This is a genomic window from Pseudarthrobacter sp. fls2-241-R2A-127, from assembly GCF_030209355.1.
Classification (GTDB): Bacteria; Actinomycetota; Actinomycetes; order Actinomycetales; family Micrococcaceae; genus Arthrobacter.
The window spans coordinates 267,206-288,258 of record NZ_JARVSF010000009.1; the positions used below are offsets into that span (position 1 = coordinate 267,206).

Sequence of the window (21,053 nt, forward strand, 5' to 3'; positions counted from 1 at the left end):
ACAACCCTGATTCTCCCCTGAATCATCCCTGAGTACGGCAAAAAAGCGGCGATGCCCCCGTTAGCGTAGGGAGTGAATTCCCACAGAACGCCATCCGCAGCCGCGCGCTGCCGTCAAAAGGAACATTCATGATCGAGGCAAACGGGCTGACAAAGGTCTACGGGGCGAAAACCGCCGTAGCCGGCGTCAGCTTCACCGTCAGGGCAGGGCAAGTGACTGGATTCCTGGGCCCGAACGGGGCAGGAAAGTCCACCACGATGCGCATGATCATGGGGCTGGACCGGCCGACGTCGGGATCGGTCACAGTGAACGGCCTCCCGTACGTCAAGCACACGGCGCCGTTGCGCCAGGTGGGTGCCCTGCTGGACGCTAAAGCCGTCCACACCAGCCGCAGCGCCTACAACCACCTGCTCGCTATGGCAGCCACTCACGGCATTCCCAAAACCCGGGTGCACGAAGTGATCGAAATGACCGGGCTCGACGCCGTGGCGCGCAAGAAAGCAGGAGGCTTCTCACTGGGCATGGGCCAGCGGCTGGGAATCGCCGCGGCGTTGCTCGGCGACCCGCAGACCCTGATCCTCGACGAACCGGTCAACGGACTGGACCCGGAAGGCGTGGTCTGGGTGCGGAACCTGGTCCGGCACCTCGCCGGGCAGGGCCGCACCGTGTTCCTTTCCAGCCACCTCATGAGTGAGATGGCCCAGACCGCGGACCACCTCATCGTCATCGGCCGCGGACGGGTCATCGCCGATGCTCCCATCCGCGACATCATCACCGGCAAAGGCCAGGCCCGGGTCCGCGTCCGCACCGACCAGCCGGACCGGCTGCACCAGCTGCTTGCCGGCCGTGGTGCCTCCATCGAGGCCCCGGAACGGGAACTGCTGGAGGTCACCGGCCTGGATCCCAGGGCAATCGCTGCGGCGGCCCTGGAAAACCAGGTCATGGTCTACGAACTCACGCCCCTGACGGCCAGCCTCGAGGAAGCGTATATGGAACTGACCAAGGACGACGTCGAATACCACTCCCTGCCCGCCGCGGAGGTAAGCAAATAATGAGCGCCATGACCACAGAATCGACGGCTTCGCCCGAACCGGCACCGTCCGCCGCGGGCCACAGCAGCGGCAGCCACGGCCGGTCCTTGCCTGGCCCCACCTTCATCCGGGTGCTCAACTCGGAGATCATCAAGTTCCGGAGCCTGCTCTCAACGTTGATCCTGCTCGCGGCCACGGCAGTTGTGGTGGTGGGCTTCGGTGCGCTGTCCGCCTGGGGCACCGGGCAGTTTGCCAACGCGGCCAGCCGGGACCCGCAGGCGGCCGTCCGGGCCGCTTCGCAGGGCGGCGACCTGGCCATCAGCGTGCCCACCTCCGGGATCGCTTTCGCCCAGCTGATCCTTGGCTCCCTGGGCGTGCTCCTGATGAGTTCGGAGTTCACCACCGGCATGGCGCGGTCCACGTTCGCGGCGGTGCCCAAGAGGCTGCCCGCATTCACCGCCAAACTGGCGGTGGTCATGGTGGTGTCCTTCGCGGTCACGGCCATTTCCACCTGGGTGGCCGGACTCGTGGCTGTTCCCATCCTGGACAACTACGGACTGAAGCTGGACCTTGCCAGCTCCGAATCCGTGAAGCTGCTCCTGGTCAACAGCATCTACGTGGCAGCCGTAGCCGCGATCGGCATGGCCCTGGGTACGCTGCTCCGGAACTCGGCCGGCGGCATCATGAGCCTGGTGGGCATCTTCTTCGTGGCACCCATCGCTTTCCAGCTCATTCCCGGCGACTTCTTCAAGGAAGCCAGGAAATACCTGCCGGGCAACACGGTTGAGCCGCTGACGGCTGCCCAGCACGTGCCGGATACCCTCGAAGCATGGCAGGCGGCCCTGGTCCTGGGCGCCTGGGTAGTGATCCCCCTCCTGGTCGCCGCCGTCCTGCTGAAGCGCCGGGACGTCTAGGGGGACCACCCGACGCCGGCCGCCTGGCTGCGGCCGGCGCGTGGTTTCCGGCACATTACGAAAATGCCTGACAGGAAACATTATTTGCCTGTGGTGGTTTCTGCTTGGAGTGCCGTCCTGTTGGATGCAACCAGATCTGTTGGAGTGCACAAAGCAAGGCGCATAATGGCGGACCTAGGGTGAAACGACGATGTGGTGCATCACACGGTCCCCCGTGATGCACCAAGGCACGTCGCCCAACCTCTGCTATTTCCCAACAGGACGGCACTTCCATGCATGCTGACCAGCAACTCTCCAAGTCCCTGAAACCCAGGCACCTGTCCATGATCGCCATCGCCGGCGTCATTGGTGCAGGGCTCTTCGTCGGCTCCGGTGCCGCGATCCAGCAGGCCGGACCCGGCATCCTCGTCGCCTACGCAGCCGCCGGCCTGGTGGTCATCCTGGTGATGCGCATGCTGGGCGAGATGGCCGCGGCGAACCCCGAAACGGGTTCGTTCTCCACCTACGCAGACAAGGCGCTGGGCCGCTGGGCCGGGTTCAGCATCGGCTGGCTCTATGCCTGGTTCTGGATCATCGTCCTGGGCATCGAGGCCACTGCGGGCGCAGCCATCATGCACCGCTGGGTGCCGGGCATTGACCAGTGGGTTTGGGCGCTGGCCCTGATGGTGCTGCTGACGCTCACCAACCTCGGCTCCGTGAAGTCCTACGGCGAGTTCGAGTTCTGGTTCGCCTCCATCAAAGTGGCGGCAATCGTCCTCTTCCTGATCTTCGGCGTCGCTGCCATCCTGGGCCTCATCCCCGGAGTCCCCGCCCCAGGCCTGAACAACCTGGTCAACAACGGCGGCTTCATGCCCAACGGCCCCGGAGCAGTCCTGGCCGGCATCCTCGTAGTTGTCTTCTCCTTCTTTGGCGCCGAAATCGCCACCATTGCGGCAGGGGAATCCGAAAACCCCGTGGACGCCGTCAAGAAGGCCGTGAAATCCACCGTATGGCGCATCCTGGTCTTCTACATCGGCTCCATCGCGATTGTGGTGACCCTGCTTCCGTGGAACTCGGCGTCCGTGGCCAAGAGCCCCTACGTTGCGGTCATCGAACTGTTCGGCATCCCCGGCGCCGGCACCATCATGGACGTCGTGGTCCTGACCTCAGTCCTCTCCTGCCTGAACTCCGGCCTCTACACCGCAAGCCGCATGCTGTTCTCGCTGTCCACCCGCGGTGACGCGCCGCGCTCATGGACCCGCATCTCCCGCCGCGGAGTCCCCGCCGCCGCCGTTCTGGCCTCCACCGTGGTCGGCTTCGTCACGGTTGGCCTGAACTACATCGCCCCGGACACCGTGTTCCTCTTCCTGGTCAACACTTCCGGCGCCATCGCCCTCTTCGTCTGGCTGGTCATCTCCGTGTCCCAGTTGATCCTCCGCCGCCGGATGGGCGCTGCCGCACAGGACCTGCAGCTGAAGATGTGGCTCTTCCCCTACCTCACCTGGGCAGCCATCGTCAGCATCGTGGCCCTGCTCATCGGCATGGTGATCGTGGAATCAACCCGCGAATCACTGCTGCTCTCCATCGCGTTGGCTGCGGTGGTGGTTGCTGTTGGCGTGCTCCGCTACCGTCGCAAGGACGCGGCCACGGCGGCTGGACCGGCCGTGGCATCCGAGCCTGCCGCGGCACCAGTGGAGTAGCCCGCACTAGACTCGGGACCATGTCTTTGACTTCCTCTGCCGCAGACCACATCCAGGACCTTGGCGCGTACGTCAGCGCATCGCCGTCGAGCTTTCACGCCGCCCACGAAGGCGGCCGGCGGCTGGAGGAAGCGGGCTTCCTCCGCCTGGACGAGCTGCAGCCGTGGGAGGGCGGGCCCGGCTCCTTCTTCGTGATCCGCGACGGCGCACTGATCGCCTGGGTGGTCCCCGAAGGAGCCGGCCCTGCCACCGGATTCAACATCCTTGGCGCGCACACCGACTCGCCGTCCTTCAAACTCAAGCCGAAGCCCACCACCGGCGCCCACGGCTGGCTGCAGGCCGGGGTGGAGATCTACGGCGGCCCGCTGCTCAACTCCTGGCTGGACCGTGAGCTTCGGCTCGCCGGCCGGCTGGTGATGCTCGACGGCACCCAGCACCTGGCCGCCACCGGGCCGCTGCTCCGCTTCCCGCAACTGGCCATCCACCTGGACCGGGCCGTGAACGACGGACTCACGCTGGACAAGCAGCGCCACATGAACCCGGTGTGGGGCCTGGGCAACCCCACCGATTCGGACCTGCTGGGCGTCTTGGCCGCCTCCGTTGAGGGCGCTTCCGTTGATCCGGCCGGCATTGGCGGGTACGACGTCGTCATTGCGGACACGCAGGCACCTGCGGTTTTCGGGGGCAAGGGGGAGTTCTTCGCATCAGGGCGGCTGGACAACCTTTCAGCCACGCACGCCGGGCTGGCGGCCCTGACTGCGCATGCCGCGTCAGGCCCGGCCGGCGGGCCCATCGCAGTGCTCGCAGCGTTCGACCACGAGGAAATCGGCTCCAGCTCACGCTCCGGCGCGTGCGGGCCCATCCTCGAAGATCCTGGTGCGCATCTCCGACGGGCTGGGCGCCACGGTGAGCCAGCGGCGGCAGGCCCTGGCGGCGTCGTTCTGCCTCTCTGCCGATGCAGGCCACGCCGTCCACCCCAACTACGCCGAACGGCACGACCCCGCCAACCACCCCGTGCTCAACGGGGGACCGCTCCTGAAGATCAACGCCAACCAGCGCTACGCCACAGACGCGTTCGGTGCTGCCTTCTGGGCGAGGCTTTGTGGCGAAGCAGGCGTGCCCTACCAGGAATTCGTTTCCAACAATGTGGTGCCCTGCGGTTCCACCATCGGACCGCTCACGGCCACGCGCCTGGGCATCCGGACAGTGGACGTGGGCGTGCCGCTGCTCTCCATGCATTCCGCGCGGGAACTGTGCGGCGTGGAGGATCCCCTCCGCCTTGCCGCCGTCTCGGAGCTGTTCTTCCGCACCCCGGCCTAAGCCTGCATTTTGTGGCACCACAAAGGTTCGTGCGGGTACCCACATAGGTAGCGTCCCGGGCTCCGGCTAAGGGGTGCCCCCGGCCTACGGTGGGGAAACACGGATGCCCCTGGGTATCCGGCCCACGGTTCCGGGCCGGACACCAGGCCCCTCACAGTCCTGCCAACCGGTGGCATCCGTCGACAACTGACAGATGCGACAGGTGCCGTGCCGGGTGACCGGTGCGTGGCTGAAACGGGGAGTGCAGACCCCTTCTTCGGCCGACGTGCTCCTGCGCTGTGAGCATGGAGCCGGAATGACATCTGCACTTGGACGCCTGACCCGCCGCATCCACAAACTGGGGATGGCCGCGCTGGTAACACCGCGGGGAACATCCGCCCTTGGCGGCCCACGGAAACAGGCTGTCACGCTCGGCGGCGTCAGGGTTGACCTGATGAGCCGTGGGGACGCCCTGTCAGCCATTATGGAACGTGCCGCAGGCACCGCCAACATCCCCTTGGGTGTGTTGTCGGCGAACCTGGACCACGTGAACCACTTCGGCACCGGCAGCCGGTGGGAAGAAACGCTGGGCATACCGCAGCTGGAGTGGCTGACGCTGCTGGACGGCGCCCCGCTGGTGGCCAAGGCTGAGGAGCTCACCGGCCAACGGTGGCCCCGCCTCGCCGGGAGTGACCTGATAGGCCAGATCCTCGATGATGCCGCGGCACAGGGGCGGTCCGTGGGTTTCCTGGGCGGGAGCCCGGAAACCCAGCAGTTGGTTGCCACCCGGCTCGAAGCAGAGCTCCCCGCCCTGCACGTGGCCGGCTGGTGGGCGCCGCCCCGCCAGGTGCTGGCGGATGCTGCCGCCGTCACGGCATTGTGTGCGGACATCCATGCCGCAGGAGTGGACATCCTGGTGGTGTGTTTGGGCAAACCGCGGCAGGAACTTTGGATCGGGGAGTACGGGGCGCTCACCGGGGCGAAAGTCCTGCTGGCGTTCGGGGCGGTCATCGACTTCCTCGCCGGCCAGGTACGCCGCGCTCCGGCCCAGGTCAGCAAAATGGGCCTCGAATGGGCGTGGCGACTGGCCATGGAGCCACGACGGCTCGCCAAACGGTACATCGTGGAGGGGCCGGAGGCCTACCTGAAGCTCCGCCGGCACAGCACCGATACCGCCCCCGGTGCCCCTGTGGCCCGTGATCCTGAACCACCTTCAGGTCCCACCCGGGAGGCCCGCCCCGCGGCAGGGGACTTTACCCCCACCGGGCAACACGCGGACGTTGCCGCGCTGGTGGTGACCTACAACAATGGTGCGGATGTCTGCGGGTTGCTGGAGAGCCTCCGGCTGCAGACCCGGGAGCAGTCCATCAAGGTGGTGGTTGCGGACAACTCCCCAAACCCGGAGACGCTGTCCTGCCTGCAGGATTTTCCCGGTGTTGCCGCATTCGCCACCGGGGGAAACCTGGGATACGCGGGCGGCATCAATGCGGCCTGGGCGAAAGCCGGAAGTGCGAATGCCTACCTGGTCCTCAACCCGGACCTCAGGCTAAGCCCCGGTGCCGTCATGGCCCTCCGGAAGTCCATGGAGAGCACCGGTGCCGGAGTGGTGGTGCCCCTGCTGCGTGACGATGACGGAAGCGTCTACCCCTCGCTGCGCCGCGAGCCGAGCATCTCACGCGCACTGGGGGACGCCCTCCTGGGGAGCAGGTTTCAAGGGCGCCCCGGATGGCTGACGGAAATGGACTTCGACGCCGAAAGCTACGCCCACCCGCACAAAGTGGACTGGGCCACCGGGGCGGCGCTGCTGATCCGCGCCGACATCGCGGACCGGGTTGGCGGCTGGGACGAGTCCTACTTCCTGTACTCGGAAGAGACGGACTACCTGCACCGCGTCCGCGAGCTCAAGGCCGCCGTCTGGTTCGAGCCCCTTGCAGCCATGGTCCACTCCCGCGGCGCATCCGGGAGCTCGCCCTCCCTTGATGCCCTCATGGGGGCGAACCGGATCCGCTATGTCCGCAAATTCCATCACGGTGGCTACGCACGCGCCTTCCGTGCCGCCGTCGTACTTTCTGCCCTGCTGCGGGCACCCCTGCCCGCCCACCGGGGAATCCTGGGACTGATCGCCAGGGAGTCCCGGTGGGCCGACCTGCCCCACGCCGTTGCCTACCCGGACCGCCAGGAGCAGGAAGGGGACTTTCCCTCCGGGACGGTCGTCATTCCGGCGCACAACGAAGCCTCGGTCCTGGGAAGGACGCTGGAAGCACTCAAGGCACCCCTGGCCAGCGGGAACGTGGACGTGGTGGTGGCCTGCAACGGATGCACCGACGGAACGGAGGCCGTGGCCGGTTCCCTTCCAGGCGTCCGGGTGGTCTGCGTGGAGGCAGCGTCCAAGACCGCTGCCCTCAACGCCGGCGACCAAGCCGCCACCCGGTGGCCGCGGCTCTACATTGACGCGGACATCGAGGTACCGGTGGCCGCGCTGCGGGCCACCCTGGAGGCACTTTCCGACGACGACGGGCCCCTGTGCGCCCGGCCCGCCTTTACCTACGACACGGCGGGCGCCTCGTGGCTGGTCCGCGCCTACTACCGGGCACGCAACCGGCTCCCGCAAGCCTCAGCTTCGATGTGGGGTGCCGGCGTCTACGGCCTGAGCCGCAAAGGGCACGAACGGCTGGGTGAATTTCCGCCCGTCACCGCCGACGACTGCTTCATCGACCGCTTGTTCGACTCCTCCGAAAAAGCGACCATTGCCTGCCCGCCGGTGACCGTCCGTACACCGCGGACCGGCCGGGCACTCCTCTCCACCCTCAAGCGCGTGTATCGCGGGAATTGCGAACTCCGCGACATTCCGGGCGCCCACGCGGGACGGACCGCGCACCAACTGGCACTTTCAGTCAAAGGTCCCGGCTCCGCAGTGGATGCCGCAATATATGCGGCTTTCGCCCTTGCGGGCCGAGCGGCCCGACGCCGACGAAGCCCCGCCTGGGAGCGGGACGACAGCAGCCGCAATTATGAATTGCAGTCGTGGGGAGTGGGCTGGGGTTGAATTCCCGAAATTACCCACAAATGAATTTCATTTCCGCATTCCCCACATGGCCGCCTATTCCCTTAATCGGATAGTGCAGGCACCTGGCGCCCACATGGCCATTCACGTCTCGAACTGGAGTTAAAGTGTTTGCAAAAACAAAGCCCGTTGAAGGCAGGCTGCGTGCGGCAGCAAGTTTTTCCGTACTGTTCCTTATTGCCGCGATGCTGTCTTTCAGTTCCACGCTTTCGCAGGCGCCGGCGGCCCACGCCGACGCCTGCACGCCCCCGGTAGCCAGCGCCGTCGCCTGCGAAAACTCGCTGCCCGGGACCCCGTCCTCGGACTGGGAGGTTTCCGGGTCAGGTGACTCGTCCATCCAGGGCTTCGGGACGGCGATGAGCGTCAACCTGGGCGAATCGATCAGCTTCAAGATCAACACCACCGCCAGCGCTTACCACATCGACATTCTTCGGTTTGGTTACTACCAGGGAAACGGGGCCCGGAAGATCGCCGCCAGCATTCCACTGACGGCCAAGCTGCCGCAGTCCCAGCCGGCGTGCCTCACCCAGTCCGGAACGGGCCTGGTGGACTGCGGCAACTGGGGAGTATCGGCGTCGTGGACGGTCCCGTCAACCGCTGTTTCGGGCGTGTACTTTGCCCACCTGGTCCGGAACGATACCGGCGGCGACAGCATGATTCCGTTCGTGGTGCGCAACGACGCCGGCACCAGCGGCATGGTGGTGCAGACCTCCGACACCACATGGCAGGCGTACAACACCTACGGCGGAAACAGCCTCTACCAGTGCACGGTGGCATGCCCCACTGGCAATCCGCAGGCCTACAAGTCCGCGTTCAAGGTGTCCTACAACCGGCCGTTCCTATCCACCGGCGACCAGGGCCACAGCTGGCTCATGGACACCGAATACCCGATGATCCGCTTCCTCGAGGCCAACGGCTACGACGTCAGCTACATCAGCGGCCTGGACACTGCCACGCGCGGCAGCCTGCTGCTGAACCACAAGATGTTCATGTCCTCAGGACACGACGAGTACTGGAGCGGAAGCCAGCGGAGCAACGTCGAGGCTGCCCGGAACGCCGGAGTCAACCTGGCCTTCTTCAGCGGCAACGAAGCGTTCTGGCGCACCCGCTGGGAGGCCTCCATCGATGGCAGCAATACCGCCGGCCGCACACTGGTGTCCTACAAGGACACCCACTACAACACGCCCGTGGACCCGGTGGAATGGACCGGGACCTGGCGCGATCCGCGGTTCGGCACGTCCACCGGCGGCGGCAACCCGGAGAACTCGCTGACCGGACAGTTCTTCCTGGTCAACTCCGGCTCCGCGGACATCAAGGTTCCCGCCCAATATGCGGGCATGCGGCTGTGGCGCAACACAGCCGCCGCCAAACTGACGGGAACCCAGTCGCTCACCCTCGGAAGCGGCCTGGACACGCTCGGCTACGAGTGGGACATCGACGCCGACAACGGTTTCCGGCCCGCCGGCGCGTTCAAACTCTCCGCCACCACCGTGTCCGTTCCCGAGGCCTTCACCGACTACGGCAGTACCACCGCGGCCTCCAGCCAAACCCACAACCTGATCATGTACCGCGCCGCCAGCGGCGCGCTGGTCTTCGGCGCAGGCACCGTTCAGTGGGCCTACGGCCTGGACAACTTCACCATCCCCACCAGCACCCCCGACAAGAACATGCAGCAGGCCACCGTCAACCTGTTCGCAGACATGGGCGTCCAGCCCACCACCCTGATGTCGGGGCTGGTGGCTGCGTCAAAGTCCACTGACACCACCAAGCCCGTATCGGCCATCACCTCCGGCCTGAACGGCCAGACCCTGGCCGACGGCTCCAGCGTGACCATCTCCGGGACCGCCTCCGACACCGGCGGGGTGGTGGCCGGCGTCGAAATCTCCACCGACGGTGGAACCACCTGGCGCCCCGCCACCGGCACCACCAACTGGTCCTACACCTGGACAGTCCACGGCAGCCCGGCAGTGACCGTGAAGACCCGCGCCACGGATGATTCAGGGAACATCGAGGTGCCGGGATCCGGAGCTTCGGTCAACGTGTCATGCCCCTGCTCCATCTTCGGGTCCAGCATGATCCCGGACACGCCGGATTCCGGTGACGGCGGAAGCGTGGAACTCGGGATGAAGTTCACCGCCCAGGCCGGAGGAACCGTCACCGGCGTCTCCTTCTACAAGTCGAGCCTGAACAAGGGCACTCACGTCGGCAGTTTGTGGACATCGGGTGGAACCCGGCTGGCCACGGCAACGTTCACGAACGAAACGGCAACTGGCTGGCAAACGGTCAACTTCGCCACGCCCGTGGCCATCACGGCAAACACCACGTACGTGGTCTCCTACTTCGCTCCGCAAGGACACTACGCACAGGCTGCCGGCTTCATGTATCCCAACCCGTCGCCCATGCCGGCAGGGCACTCATCCCTGGACAGCGGCGTGCTGCACGGGTTGAGGAACACGGCCAGCTCCGGCAACGGCGTCTACACCTACGGGGCAAGCAGCGTATTCCCGCAGTCCTCGTACAACGCCGAGAACTACTGGGTGGACGTCAAATTCGTTCCGTCGGCATCAGTGCCGCCGGCAGTGTCTTCGACCGACCCCGCCAATGCCGCCACCAATGTCGCCACCACCAAGGCGCCGTCGGCCACGTTCAACCAGGCCGTGACGGCCGGCAGTATCACCTTCACGCTGACGAAGCCGGACAACACCGCAGTAGCGGGCACCGCCGCCTACAGCTCAGGCACCGTCACCTTCACCCCCTCTGCCGCCCTGGCCTACAACACCACCTACACGGCGACCGTCAGCGGGGCAACCAATGCGGCCGGGCAGGTAATGGCCAGCCCCTACAGCTGGACCTTCACCACCGGGGCGCCCCCTCCGGCCCCGGCCGTCAGCAGCACATCGCCGGCTAACCAGGCCACCGGAGTGCCCATCTCCGTGACCCCGGCAGCGACGTTCAACCAGGCCGTAGTCCCCACCTCGGTGGTCTTCAGCGTCCTGGATCCGTCCCTGAACTCGGTGCCGGGGACAACCAGCTACAGCTCCGCAACCAACACCTCCACCTTTGTGCCCGGCAGCCCGCTGGCGTACAACACCACCTACACGGCAACGGTCAGCGGTGCCACGAACAGTTCCGGACAAGCGATGACAAGCCCATACTCCTGGACGTTCACCACCGCCACCGCGCCCGTGCCGCCTGCAGTGACGTCAACGCTGCCGCCAGACAAGGCGACGGCGGTTGGCGTGAACACGGCCCCAAGCGCGACGTTCAACCAGGTGGTGACCGCCAGCAGCATTACCTTCACCCTCACGGCCGGGACCACCAACGTCACGGGCACCAGCAGCTACTCGGGCAACACCGTGACGTTCACGCCGGGCTCCGCCCTCGCCTACAACACCACTTACACAGCGACCGTCAGCGGGGCGACAAATGCGGCGGGCCAGGCAATGACCGCGCCCTACAGTTGGACCTTCACTACGGTGGCCCAGCCCACGGCCAACTGCCCTTGCAGCGTGTTTGCCGCGAATGCACTGCCCGGCACCATTAACCAACCGGACGGATCGTCGGTTGAACTCGGAATGAAATTCCGCTCGGACATTGCCGGGAACGTCACCGGTGTCCGCTTCTACAAGAGTTCCCAAAATACCGGGACGCACACCGGAAAGCTCTGGACAACCGGAGGGCAGTTGCTGGCCAGCGTGACCTTTACCGGAGAGTCGGCGTCCGGCTGGCAGCAGGCAAACTTCTCCACACCCGTGGCCATCCAGGCGAACACGACGTACATCGTTTCGTACTACGCCCCCAACGGCCACTACTCGGCAGATGGAGCCTTCTTCACCAAGGGCGTGGACAACTATCCGCTCCACGGCCTGGCCAGCGGCGTGGACGGACTGAACGGTGTGTACAAGTACGGCACGTCCGCGTTCCCTTCCAGCAGCTACAACAACGCCAACTACTGGGTTGATGTGGTGCTGAACGGGTCCTCGTCGATCAGTGTTCCAACGGTGTCATCCACCTCTCCGGCCCCCGGCGCCACCAACGTCGCCGCCACCACCACGGTGAAGGCGACGTACGACAGGGCAGTTGACCCCAGCACGGTGGTCTTCAACGTCAAGGACGCTGCGAACACCAACGTGCCGGGCACCCTCAGCTATGACACGTTGACCAACACTTCGGTGTTCACTCCAACCACCGCGCTGGCATACAGCACGACCTTCACGGCCACCGTGTCCGGCGCGACGGGAAGCAACGGACAGGCCATGGCATCGCCGTACACCTGGTCGTTCACCACAGCCCCGCAACCAACCGCGGGCTGCCCGTGCAGCGTCTTTGCACCGACCACTGTTCCATCCACCGTTACCGCCCAGGACAACTCGTCAGTGGAACTGGGCATGAAGTTCACCTCTGACACCAACGCCACCGTCACGGCGGTCCGGTTCTACAAGGGCCCGCAGAACACGGGTACCCACGTTGGCAAGCTCTGGACCTCAGGCGGCCAACTGCTGGGATCGGTAACGTTTACCAACGAAGGCGCCTCGGGATGGCAGCGGGCAACATTCGCGACACCCATTCCGATCAGCGCCAATACGGTCTACGTGGTTTCGTACCTGGCACCAAACGGGTACTACTCGGCGGACGGTGCGTTCTTTGCCGGCAAGTCAGCGGACAACGGCATCCTCCACGGTTTGGCTGACGGTACCAGCGGTCCCAACGGCGTCTACGCCTACGGCACCGGAGGGTTCCCCAGCAACACCTGGAACGCCACCAACTACTGGGTGGATGTGGAAGTCACCACCCCCTAGGAAGCGGGGATAACCGGCGGGGCAACCCGGGGGCCCGCGGCGCAATCCGGCGTCGCGGGCCCCACCCCTGTGTCCGTCAGATGACTGGGGCCAGGGGTGGGAGGGCCCGGCGATCAGCCTTCAGAGCCCTGCTCCGCTTGGTCGTCTGCCACGGGGCCGGGAAACCAGCCCTCAGCCAAGGCCGCAGGTGTTTCCACCGTTCAGGCGGTAGATGTGCACCGCGTTGGCGTCGCTGAAAGTATCCGTAAAGGCGTTGTCCGCCACCGGAACTGAACGGTTTTCATCCAGGACTTCTGCTTGGCTTGGTTCGCCGCACCGTACAGAGAAGGTCACGGACTGGGGACCGGGACGCGTAGACGCCGCCAAAACATAGAAGTGGCCCGCACTGGCTTTTACGGAGAAATCAACGTCCTTGCTGCTTGCGGTCACCAACCCTGTCACCGAACCCGTGTTGAGCGCCGGAGCCAGGGTGGTGATCAGCTCGTTCACGGCGGTTACCGTAGGACGGATGGCGGTGCCGCATTCATCCCGCAGCACATGCTGGGACTGGCACGCGCCACCAAAATTGTGGTTGAAATAGACGATTCCCCGCGCGCCGTGGATGATGCTGCTCCACACCGCGGAGCGCAGCTGGGCGGGACTGATCGTGAGCGAATCACTCTCGGAAAACGGGTGGCCGACTTCAACAAACGCCCACACCGGCTTGGAACCCGCGGGCTGGACCAGGGACCGTACCCGGTCAACCGTCCAGCCGTAGTGGGCGCCGGTGCGGCATTCCGCATCGCTGAGGTCACGCCCGTCGGCGAAAACGGCGCCGCCTTCGACGAGGCTGCAAATGTAGGGATCCGTGAACCAGTAGTTATCCGCGGAAACTACGTCCTGGTAGCTGTTGACGAATTGGGCGGCTTGCGGATTCTTGAGTTGGAACGTCACGCCCTTGCCGTAATTGGAATAACGCAGCGCCCGGGGCGGGAAGAGTTTCACCAGGGCCTCCTGGACGGTGTAACCGCATTCGGAGGCTGCGGGCTCGCAGATCACGCCTTCACCCTGGGACTTGCCCGTCCACGCGGAGTTCCCCCCGCCGGCCCACATGTCCACTTCATCGGAAACCACGAACCCGGACGCCCCGGGAACCACTGTGGAGGGCAGGGCATGGAGGCCGCTGCTGCGCACCAGCTCCACATTCGAGTCATCAGTGAGCTGCACATAGGTGTTCAGGCCCGCAGCCCGGTCCGTCGCAATATCCGATTCCTGCAGGACGCTTTCAAACCACACGCCCAGCGGAAAGAAGTTCTGGTCAGCCGGCAATGTGGGCGAGAACTTCCCGTAGAAGCCCGGGCCGCCGTCAATGCCGAGCACACTGACTCCCTCAGGAAGTGGATCTTGAGCTGATCCTGAGGACGCGGAGAAGGCGCTCGAGGACATACAGGACGTTCCTAAAAGGCAAGTCAATAGAATTGCGGTTTTCTTGATGGATTTTGTGGAATTACGCATGCCCCCGGCAGTTTTTGCGGATGCTTCAAACAGGGTTTTCATGGCAATTCCTGTCGTAAAATCACGGGTCAAATGTCATACTGAATAAAAGGGAAATAAGCGGCGACAACTAATGATTTTGGAGCTACGCTATCACCCTGAACATTGAGCGTGTAAGGGTATTTCAACCCCGGCAGGAAGATTGGGGGGATGTGGGAAAGCATCTGCCAGTTCCATCCGTGCTGGGCCCGGAAGTCCGACTGGACGCCACCCTGCGCGTTGACGGCGAGGACCAACAGCCACCACTGCTCCTGCGGGTAACCGCTGTGGCCTGTTTTGTTTTCCCCTCCAATTTGGTGCTGGAACCGCTGGGTGCCGCAGGCTATGTGGCACACATCCTTGCGTTGCTGGTTTTCGCACTGTGGGTCACGTCCGTCATGCTCGGCCTGCACAAGACCATCGACCGGGAGCATCCCGGAAGATTCGCGCTGGCGGCCCTCTTTGCGGTGTCCTGTGCTTCTTACGCCGCGATGTACGTGGGCATCAGCGGAAGCTCCACCGATGCGACGCGTGCGAGTGCCGACCGGTGGATGTTATTGATGGTGGCCTCATCCGGCCTGGTGCTGGTGACCACTGAGACGACGCGGACTGTGGACGCTGCGATGATGCTGGTGCGTGCGCTCCTGCGCGGTGCCGTGTTCTGCAGCATCGTGGCGGCCATCCAGTTCACCACCCACGTGGATCCCATGGCGTGGTTCCAGGGGGTACTGCCCGGGTTCAAGAACAATGGCGGGAACCAGCCGTTCCAGGAACGCGGAAGCTTCCTCCGGGTGGCCGGCAGCACCTTCCATCCCATCGAGCTGGGCGTCCTCGCGTCCATGCTCCTTCCGCTGTCCCTGTGGCGCGCACTGTATGACAAGTCGGGCCGCGCATGGATGCACTGGACCGGGACGGGCTTCATCGTGTTTGCCATCGCCGCGACGATCTCCCGCTCGGCGGTCCTGGGTGTCCTGACCGTGGCCCTGGTCTTCCTTCCGTTCCTCCCCTCCCGGTCCCGGCAGTGGACCGTGCTGGGGTTCGCCGGTGCTGCCACACTCCTCTTCCTCGCGGTTCCCGGGTTCGTCGCAACCCTGTTCGGTTCGGTGACGGCGGGAACGGCCGATCCCTCCATCACCGCCAGGCTTGAGGATTACCCCCGGGTGGAAGCCATGGTGTCCGCCCGGCCGTGGCTTGGAATAGGGCCGGGGGCGTACCTGACACGAAACGCCATCGAGATTCTGGACAACCAGTACCTGAAAACCATCGTCGAAATGGGCGTACCGGGGTTCCTGGCACTCCTGCTGTACATGGTGGTTCCCGGGATCGCGGCCTGGCTGGCTGCCTTCAACGCCAAAGAGGAACGCTTGAAGACACTTTCGGCAGCAGTTGCGGCCGCCTGCCTGGTGGCCGCCCCCGCTTCAGCTGCCTTTGACTCCCTGGGCTTCCCCGTCCTCGCACTCGTGTACCCGATATGCGTCGGGCTCTCAGGAACGGTGTGGTTGCTCGTCGCCGCCGAACGACGGGCACTTGGCCCGACTACCAAGGAACAAGGCTCCAACCTTGCAGAATCTGAAAGGCTCCCATGACTCCCGTCTCGGTTCTTAAAATCCTGTGGCGCCACAAGGTCTCGATGATTACGGTCCTGGTGCTCACTCTTGCAGCGGCTACGTACGTGTTCTTCTACGCGCCCCGAAGCTACATGGCGTCGACCGTCTACGTCCTGGTGACGCCACGCGTGCCCAGCGTCGAAGAAATGCGCACCGACCCCGCCCTCGCCGCCGCAAACTCGGACAACCCCTACCTGCGCTCGGCGGACAGCTCCCTGATCACGCAGGTGATGGCGACAAAGCTGAGCTCCACCGACGTCGTCGACTCGCTCAAGGCCGCCGGTTTGTCACCCGACTACACCGTGACCCTGCCGGCCACCACTGGTGCGGGCCAACTCATCAGGATGGAGGCCACGGGATCCAGCCCGCAGCTGGCCATCACGACTGCCGAAGCCCTGGGCCAGCATCTCACCGCCAAATTGCGGGATGCCCAGAAAGTCAACGGGGCTGATGACCGCTACCTCTTCACGGCCCTCCAGATTGACCCGCCCAGCAAAGCCACAGAGCAATTCTCCAGCCGGCTCCGTTCGATGATCGTGGTGCTGATCGGTGGCGTCATCCTCCTGTTCGGCGCTGTCTCGATCGCCAGGATGCTGGAAAATTCGCGGGCTGCCAGGAAGGATGCCGCGGACAGGGCCAAGCCCGTGTCCAGGCGCAGGCGCTCCGCCGACCGCAATGCAGAACCGGCAGCCGTCCCGGACGAGGACGGTAAACCTGGCGGCGGCAGCGCGGCGGCCCCGCGGGCCGTGGAGGACCGGAAACCAAGGAAATATGCGGTGGCAGCGGTGCATGACTCGCCTTTCCTGCTGCCACAGCACGAGCTGCAGGACCTTACCTTCGAGGAGCAGCGCACTGATGTCCCCGTCAAACGCTGATCAGGAGCGGCGCGCCCCGGTCTCCGTGGTCTGCGTCTTCAATAACCCTGCAGTGCTCCGGGATTGCCTCACGGCTTCCATCGCAGCCGGCCTTCCGGACGCCCCGGACCTCGAATACCTGCCCGTCGACAATACTGCGGGGCAGTTTTCCGCCGCCGGAGCGGCCCTGAACCATGGCGCAGCGTTGGCGCGGAACGACGTCGTGGTTTTTGTCCACCAGGATGTCTTCCTGCACTCCATCCCGGCGATGGAGAAGGTGGCAGCCGCCATGATGGCGGATCTGTCCCTGGGCATGGTGGGCGCAACCGGGATGACCGGAGAAGGCCGCCTCCTGGGGCTGATCCGCGACCGCATCGTCCTGTCCGGCCGCCAGGAACCCGGCCTGACGGATGTGGACAGCCTGGATGAAGTCCTGTTCATGGTGCGCCGGGACCACATCCGGCGGCAGCCGCTGAGCGAGGAGCCGGACCTGTCCTGGCACGCCTACGCCGTGGAATACGGAGCCCGGCTTCGGTCGACCGGCAGCCGCGTGGCGGTGGCCGACATCCCCTTGACCCACAACAGCCTCACCATCAATCTTGACCGGCTGGCCGAGGCGCACCAGTGGATTGCCGGAGCGTATCCGGATCAGCTGCCGATCGTGACGACCTGCGGTACCGTGCAGCAACGCCCACGTGTTCCCGCCGTCCTGTCCGGCCTGGTGGACTCGCAGAAGTGGCGGTACCGGTGGCTCCGGGAATCAGTATCCGCGCACAAGCTCCGCAGCAGATCCCCGTTGCGCCCCGTCACGGTCCTGGGCGACCTTCGCCGCGACATAGACGACATCTGTGCCGCCGCCGGACTCGACGCTGCCACAGTGATCAATGTGCTCCCCGGCATTACCGGAGGGCATGAACTGGGCAAGCCACTGGAGCTGGACCGGCGAGGTGTCCGGTTCCGCTTCCTGGCAGTGGACGACGCGGCCGCTGCCGCCCTGGTGTCCGCCCACGGGCCGGACCGCACCGTCGCCGTGACCAACATCAGCTTCGACACCGCCGGTGAGGTGGTCGGCGCCTTGGCGGGACGGAGGATCATGCTGGGATTCCACGAAAATACCGGACCATGGCTGCTCACGGGGCCGGCGGTTGATGCGGCGGAGGAATACTACCGAACCCCCCGCTCGACCCCCCTCGCTATGAAGGTTGGCTAAGCCGCCTCCGGGCGTCCGACACCCACGCCCGGCCGTGGTCCGGAACCAACTGGGCCAGGCCCATATGCGGTGACTTCCGCCAGGCCGCCCACTGCCGGATCCGCTGGGCGGCTCCAAGGAAGGGCGTGATGTCCGCCCAGGCCGCGTCCAGGCCGGCAAAGCCGGTTTCCTGCTGCACCAACCCCACCAGCCGGTCAACGGGTCCGTCTCCCCAAGGAGTGGGCCCCGGTGCAACCGGCCCAGGTGGCGCCAGTGCCGCCTCGGTGTACACGCGCTCCGCCGTTTCCCGCCAGGCCGAGGGGCTGTGGCCCTCGACGATTGCCCTGCGGGTGGCGGATCCCCGCGCGGTCCTGGCGGACTCCGAATCTGCCAGTTCCGCCAAGGCTGAGACGAATCCTGCCGGTGTTGAGGGGGCGAGGAGGAGGTCTTCAAGTCCTGGTGAATCCGACCCAAGGACTGCACATTCGTCCGGATGGCCCCTGAACGTCACCAGCGGCAGCCCGTGTGCGCCCGCCTCCAGCAGCGAGGTCAGCGACGCGAAGGGAAAAGAGTCCACGTAGGCATCGGCGATGGACAGCAGCGGCGAAATGTTGGCAAGCCGCCCGACGGCCCGGATCCTTCCACCGGTGGCAGCTGCCGCCGCCGCCCAGGCTCCGGCGGGGGAGGGGCCTGCCACCAGGAGGTGCGCATCCGGCCGCCGGAGCAGGAAGGACCTGAACAGGCCAATCAGGGAGTCCGGACCGACGGGATCGTATTTGCTGCCCGCTGCGGCGGATACCACCACGAATGCCGTCTCCGGGATGCCCCACCCGGTCCGTGCAGCGGACCTCTGCGATTCCCCGGCAGGCCCGCCCGGCCCGGCAGGGGCGAGTTCGAGCGGGCGATTGGCCACCACGCAGCGCCCGGCATCAACTCCCCGGCGGCGGATGGCCAGGTCCCGTCCACTCGCCCGCAGGCACAGGACGAGGGCAGCGGCAGACGTTCCCTGCCAAAAGACATGGTCCGCATGGTTGACGTAGACGGCGGGCGGCGCGCCGTGGCCGCCCAAGGCAAGGGAGGGAACGACGTCGTGCGGATGCGCGTGCACAATAACGACGTCGGCCGGGGCGACGATACGGCGCAATGCCGTTGCCCTCTTCATGAGCCCGCCCGGCCGGCGGTCCAGGAGGACCAGATCGCGGGGGTCCGCCAGGCAGGCGACAATTTTGGCCGGACACTCGGTGCTGCCCTGGCGGGTGACCACAACCCGGTGGTGTGAGTCCGGATCCTGGTTGATCCAGTGCGCAATGCTCTGGGTATGGCCGCCGGTTCCATACAGTTGCGTGGCCACGTGGACCACACGGCGCCTGCCCGGTTTTCCCGGCGCCGCAGGCCGGGGATGTGCAATGGAGGACCGTAGCCTGGCCAGGACCTCTTCAAGCCCTTGGTGGCCGAAATACCCGGTGTGGTCTGTCCAGGCGAAACGGGCGGCAAGCTGTGCCTGCACCGCAGCGCGCTCCCACAGCCCGGCTGCTGCCAGGAGGCCTGCGGTCTCCACCAGGCGTTCAAAGGTTTCCCGGTTGGCGTTGATGCCCTGCAAGGCCACCGCTCCTTCCCAGGTTCTTCAACATGGCAACGTCGGCGTGCTTCAACCACAGCAGGCCCGCAGTGAGGGAGCCGGCGACTGCACCTGAGAGCAGCAGGGCCCAGGGGACTCCGAGTTCCATCCGGCCGAGGAGGGCAGAGGCGGCCAACAGCACTGCGGCGGCAGCCGAGGGCAGCAGCAGCTGCCGGAGGACCCGGAGCGGTGGGACGCCCACAGCCCGCAAACGCCAGAGATACAGGGGCAGGACCAGCGCGGCGACGACGACGAATTGGGCCATGGCCACCCCGGCGATGCCGCCGCCGGCGCCGAGAAACAGTGCGGGTAGCAGGGCCACCAGCCAGCACACCTGGATGGACATGATGGAGCCTGTCATTCCCGCAACGACCAGGTAGTCATAGATCAACTCGAAAAGGATCCGGAGCCCGGCCACCATGGCAAGCCAGAACAGTGCGGCGCTTGCCCCCGCCCAGGCGTCGCCGTACACGATCCGGACGATGGTTTCGGACTCTGCCGCCAGGAACGTGACGGCGGGGAAGACGACGCACGTCAGCACACCGATCAGGGCCGTGACCGTGGAGCCCATTCTTTGCGGGTCGTGCTGCATACGGGCCAGCACCACGGGAGCGACGCTTCGGAGCGGCTGGGAGAACATGGTCACCGGCCAGCTCGACAGGTTGAAGGCCAGGACGTACATCCCCAGCATCACCGGCCCGAGCGTACTGCCTGTCACCAATTGGTCCAGGTAGCCCACGCAGAACACGATGATGCTCGTCCCTGCCAAGGGCAGCCCGAACCTCAGCAGTGGCATCAGGACACTGCGGTCCAGTCCCAGGCGCAGGGGAAGGGGCGACTTGATGACGAAGAGCAGGCCGCCGGCCACCGTGCCCGCCAGCCGGCCAACGGCCAGGCTCATTGCACCCATACCGGCCAACACCAGGCAGATCGAGACGATGGCCCCCACCCAGACATTGACCTGGTCGATCAGCATCTTCGTTTTCTGGTCGAATGCCCGCTGCATCAGTGCTGCGGGTGTGGCGACGACGCCGCTGACCAGGACGCAGCACACCATGACCCGGACAACGTCGGTGGCGCCGGGGTCGCCCATGCGGTCCGCGAACCACGGGGCGGCGGCGAGGCCGGCCACGCAAAGCACTGCGCTGGAGAGGATCGAGATGGTGGTCACGGTGGGCGCGATCGGTGCGGGATCCTCCGGCCACCTCACGATGGCGAGGCTGACCCCCAATTCGTTGACGGTCAGGACGGCAAGCAACGCCACCATGGCCACCGCGAAGCTGCCGTACGAGTCGGGCCCGAGCAGCCGGGCCAGGACGATTCCGATTCCCAGCGTGCCGAACCTGGCCACCGCAGTGTTCAGCAGGCTCCAGCCCAGCGCGGAGGTGGCGCCGGGCGCGTTCTGCGGCCCCGCGGACGGCCCTGCGGACTGCTGCCCGGCCTCCCGGACGGAGGCGTGGCCGGGGCGCTTCACCGCTTCCTCCGCT

General features: G+C 65.7%; 11 protein-coding genes and 1 pseudogene. 9 read left to right on the forward strand and 3 right to left on the reverse strand.

The genetic code is table 11. The annotated features are described in order from the left end of the window. Positions 1-128 precede the first annotated feature (128 nt). From QRN53_RS07885 to QRN53_RS07910, 6 genes and pseudogenes are all read left to right on the forward strand, one after another. Positions 129-1,052 (forward strand): ABC transporter ATP-binding protein, encoded by a 924-nt coding sequence (locus QRN53_RS07885; protein ID WP_285243455.1) that lies wholly within the window; start codon positions 129-131, stop codon positions 1,050-1,052. After that, on the forward strand, positions 1,052-1,945 hold the full coding sequence (locus tag QRN53_RS07890; RefSeq protein WP_502934830.1) for an ABC transporter permease: 894 nt from the start codon (positions 1,052-1,054) through the stop codon (positions 1,943-1,945). The genes QRN53_RS07885 and QRN53_RS07890 overlap by 1 nt, the downstream gene beginning before the upstream one ends. A gap of 272 nt (positions 1,946-2,217) precedes the next feature. Beyond that, on the forward strand, positions 2,218-3,624 hold the full coding sequence (locus tag QRN53_RS07895) for an amino acid permease (RefSeq protein WP_285243457.1): 1,407 nt from the start codon (positions 2,218-2,220) through the stop codon (positions 3,622-3,624). Positions 3,625-3,644: 20 nt separating this feature from the next. Continuing rightward, positions 3,645-4,944 (forward strand): annotated as a pseudogene (locus tag QRN53_RS07900) (M18 family aminopeptidase). 295 nt (positions 4,945-5,239) lie between these two features. Next, the gene (locus tag QRN53_RS07905) at positions 5,240-7,969 is read left to right on the forward strand and encodes a WecB/TagA/CpsF family glycosyltransferase (protein WP_285243458.1); all 2,730 of its coding nucleotides are present in this window, start codon (positions 5,240-5,242) and stop codon (positions 7,967-7,969) included. Between the two features lie 125 nt (positions 7,970-8,094). Then, positions 8,095-12,786 (forward strand): DUF4082 domain-containing protein, encoded by a 4,692-nt coding sequence (locus QRN53_RS07910; protein ID WP_285243459.1) that lies wholly within the window; start codon positions 8,095-8,097, stop codon positions 12,784-12,786. A 171-nt stretch (positions 12,787-12,957) separates the two neighbouring features. Here QRN53_RS07910 and QRN53_RS07915 read toward each other — a convergent pair whose 3' ends face one another. After that, complete coding sequence (locus tag QRN53_RS07915; RefSeq protein ID WP_285243460.1) at positions 12,958-14,145, reverse strand: hypothetical protein; 1,188 nt, start codon at positions 14,143-14,145, stop codon at positions 12,958-12,960. A 326-nt stretch (positions 14,146-14,471) separates the two neighbouring features. Here QRN53_RS07915 and QRN53_RS07920 point away from each other — a divergent pair, with 326 nt between their 5' ends. From QRN53_RS07920 to QRN53_RS07930, 3 genes are read left to right on the forward strand one after another with little or no spacing between them, the layout of a single operon-like run. Beyond that, positions 14,472-15,884, forward strand: a complete 1,413-nt coding sequence (locus QRN53_RS07920) for an O-antigen ligase family protein (protein WP_285243461.1) — start codon at positions 14,472-14,474, stop codon at positions 15,882-15,884. Further along, on the forward strand, positions 15,881-16,780 hold the full coding sequence (locus QRN53_RS07925; protein ID WP_285243462.1) for a YveK family protein: 900 nt from the start codon (positions 15,881-15,883) through the stop codon (positions 16,778-16,780). The genes QRN53_RS07920 and QRN53_RS07925 overlap by 4 nt, the downstream gene beginning before the upstream one ends. Then, on the forward strand, positions 16,761-17,969 hold the full coding sequence (locus tag QRN53_RS07930; protein WP_285243463.1) for a glycosyltransferase: 1,209 nt from the start codon (positions 16,761-16,763) through the stop codon (positions 17,967-17,969). Before QRN53_RS07925 ends, QRN53_RS07930 begins: the two co-directional genes overlap by 20 nt. Here QRN53_RS07930 and QRN53_RS07935 read toward each other — a convergent pair. Further along, complete coding sequence (locus QRN53_RS07935; RefSeq protein WP_285243464.1) at positions 17,953-19,548, reverse strand: glycosyltransferase; 1,596 nt, start codon at positions 19,546-19,548, stop codon at positions 17,953-17,955. The genes QRN53_RS07930 and QRN53_RS07935 overlap by 17 nt on opposite strands. Then, positions 19,514-21,040: an oligosaccharide flippase family protein gene (locus QRN53_RS07940; protein WP_285243465.1), complete on the reverse strand. Its 1,527-nt coding sequence runs from the start codon at positions 21,038-21,040 to the stop codon at positions 19,514-19,516. The genes QRN53_RS07935 and QRN53_RS07940 overlap by 35 nt, the downstream gene beginning before the upstream one ends. Positions 21,041-21,053 lie beyond the last annotated feature (13 nt).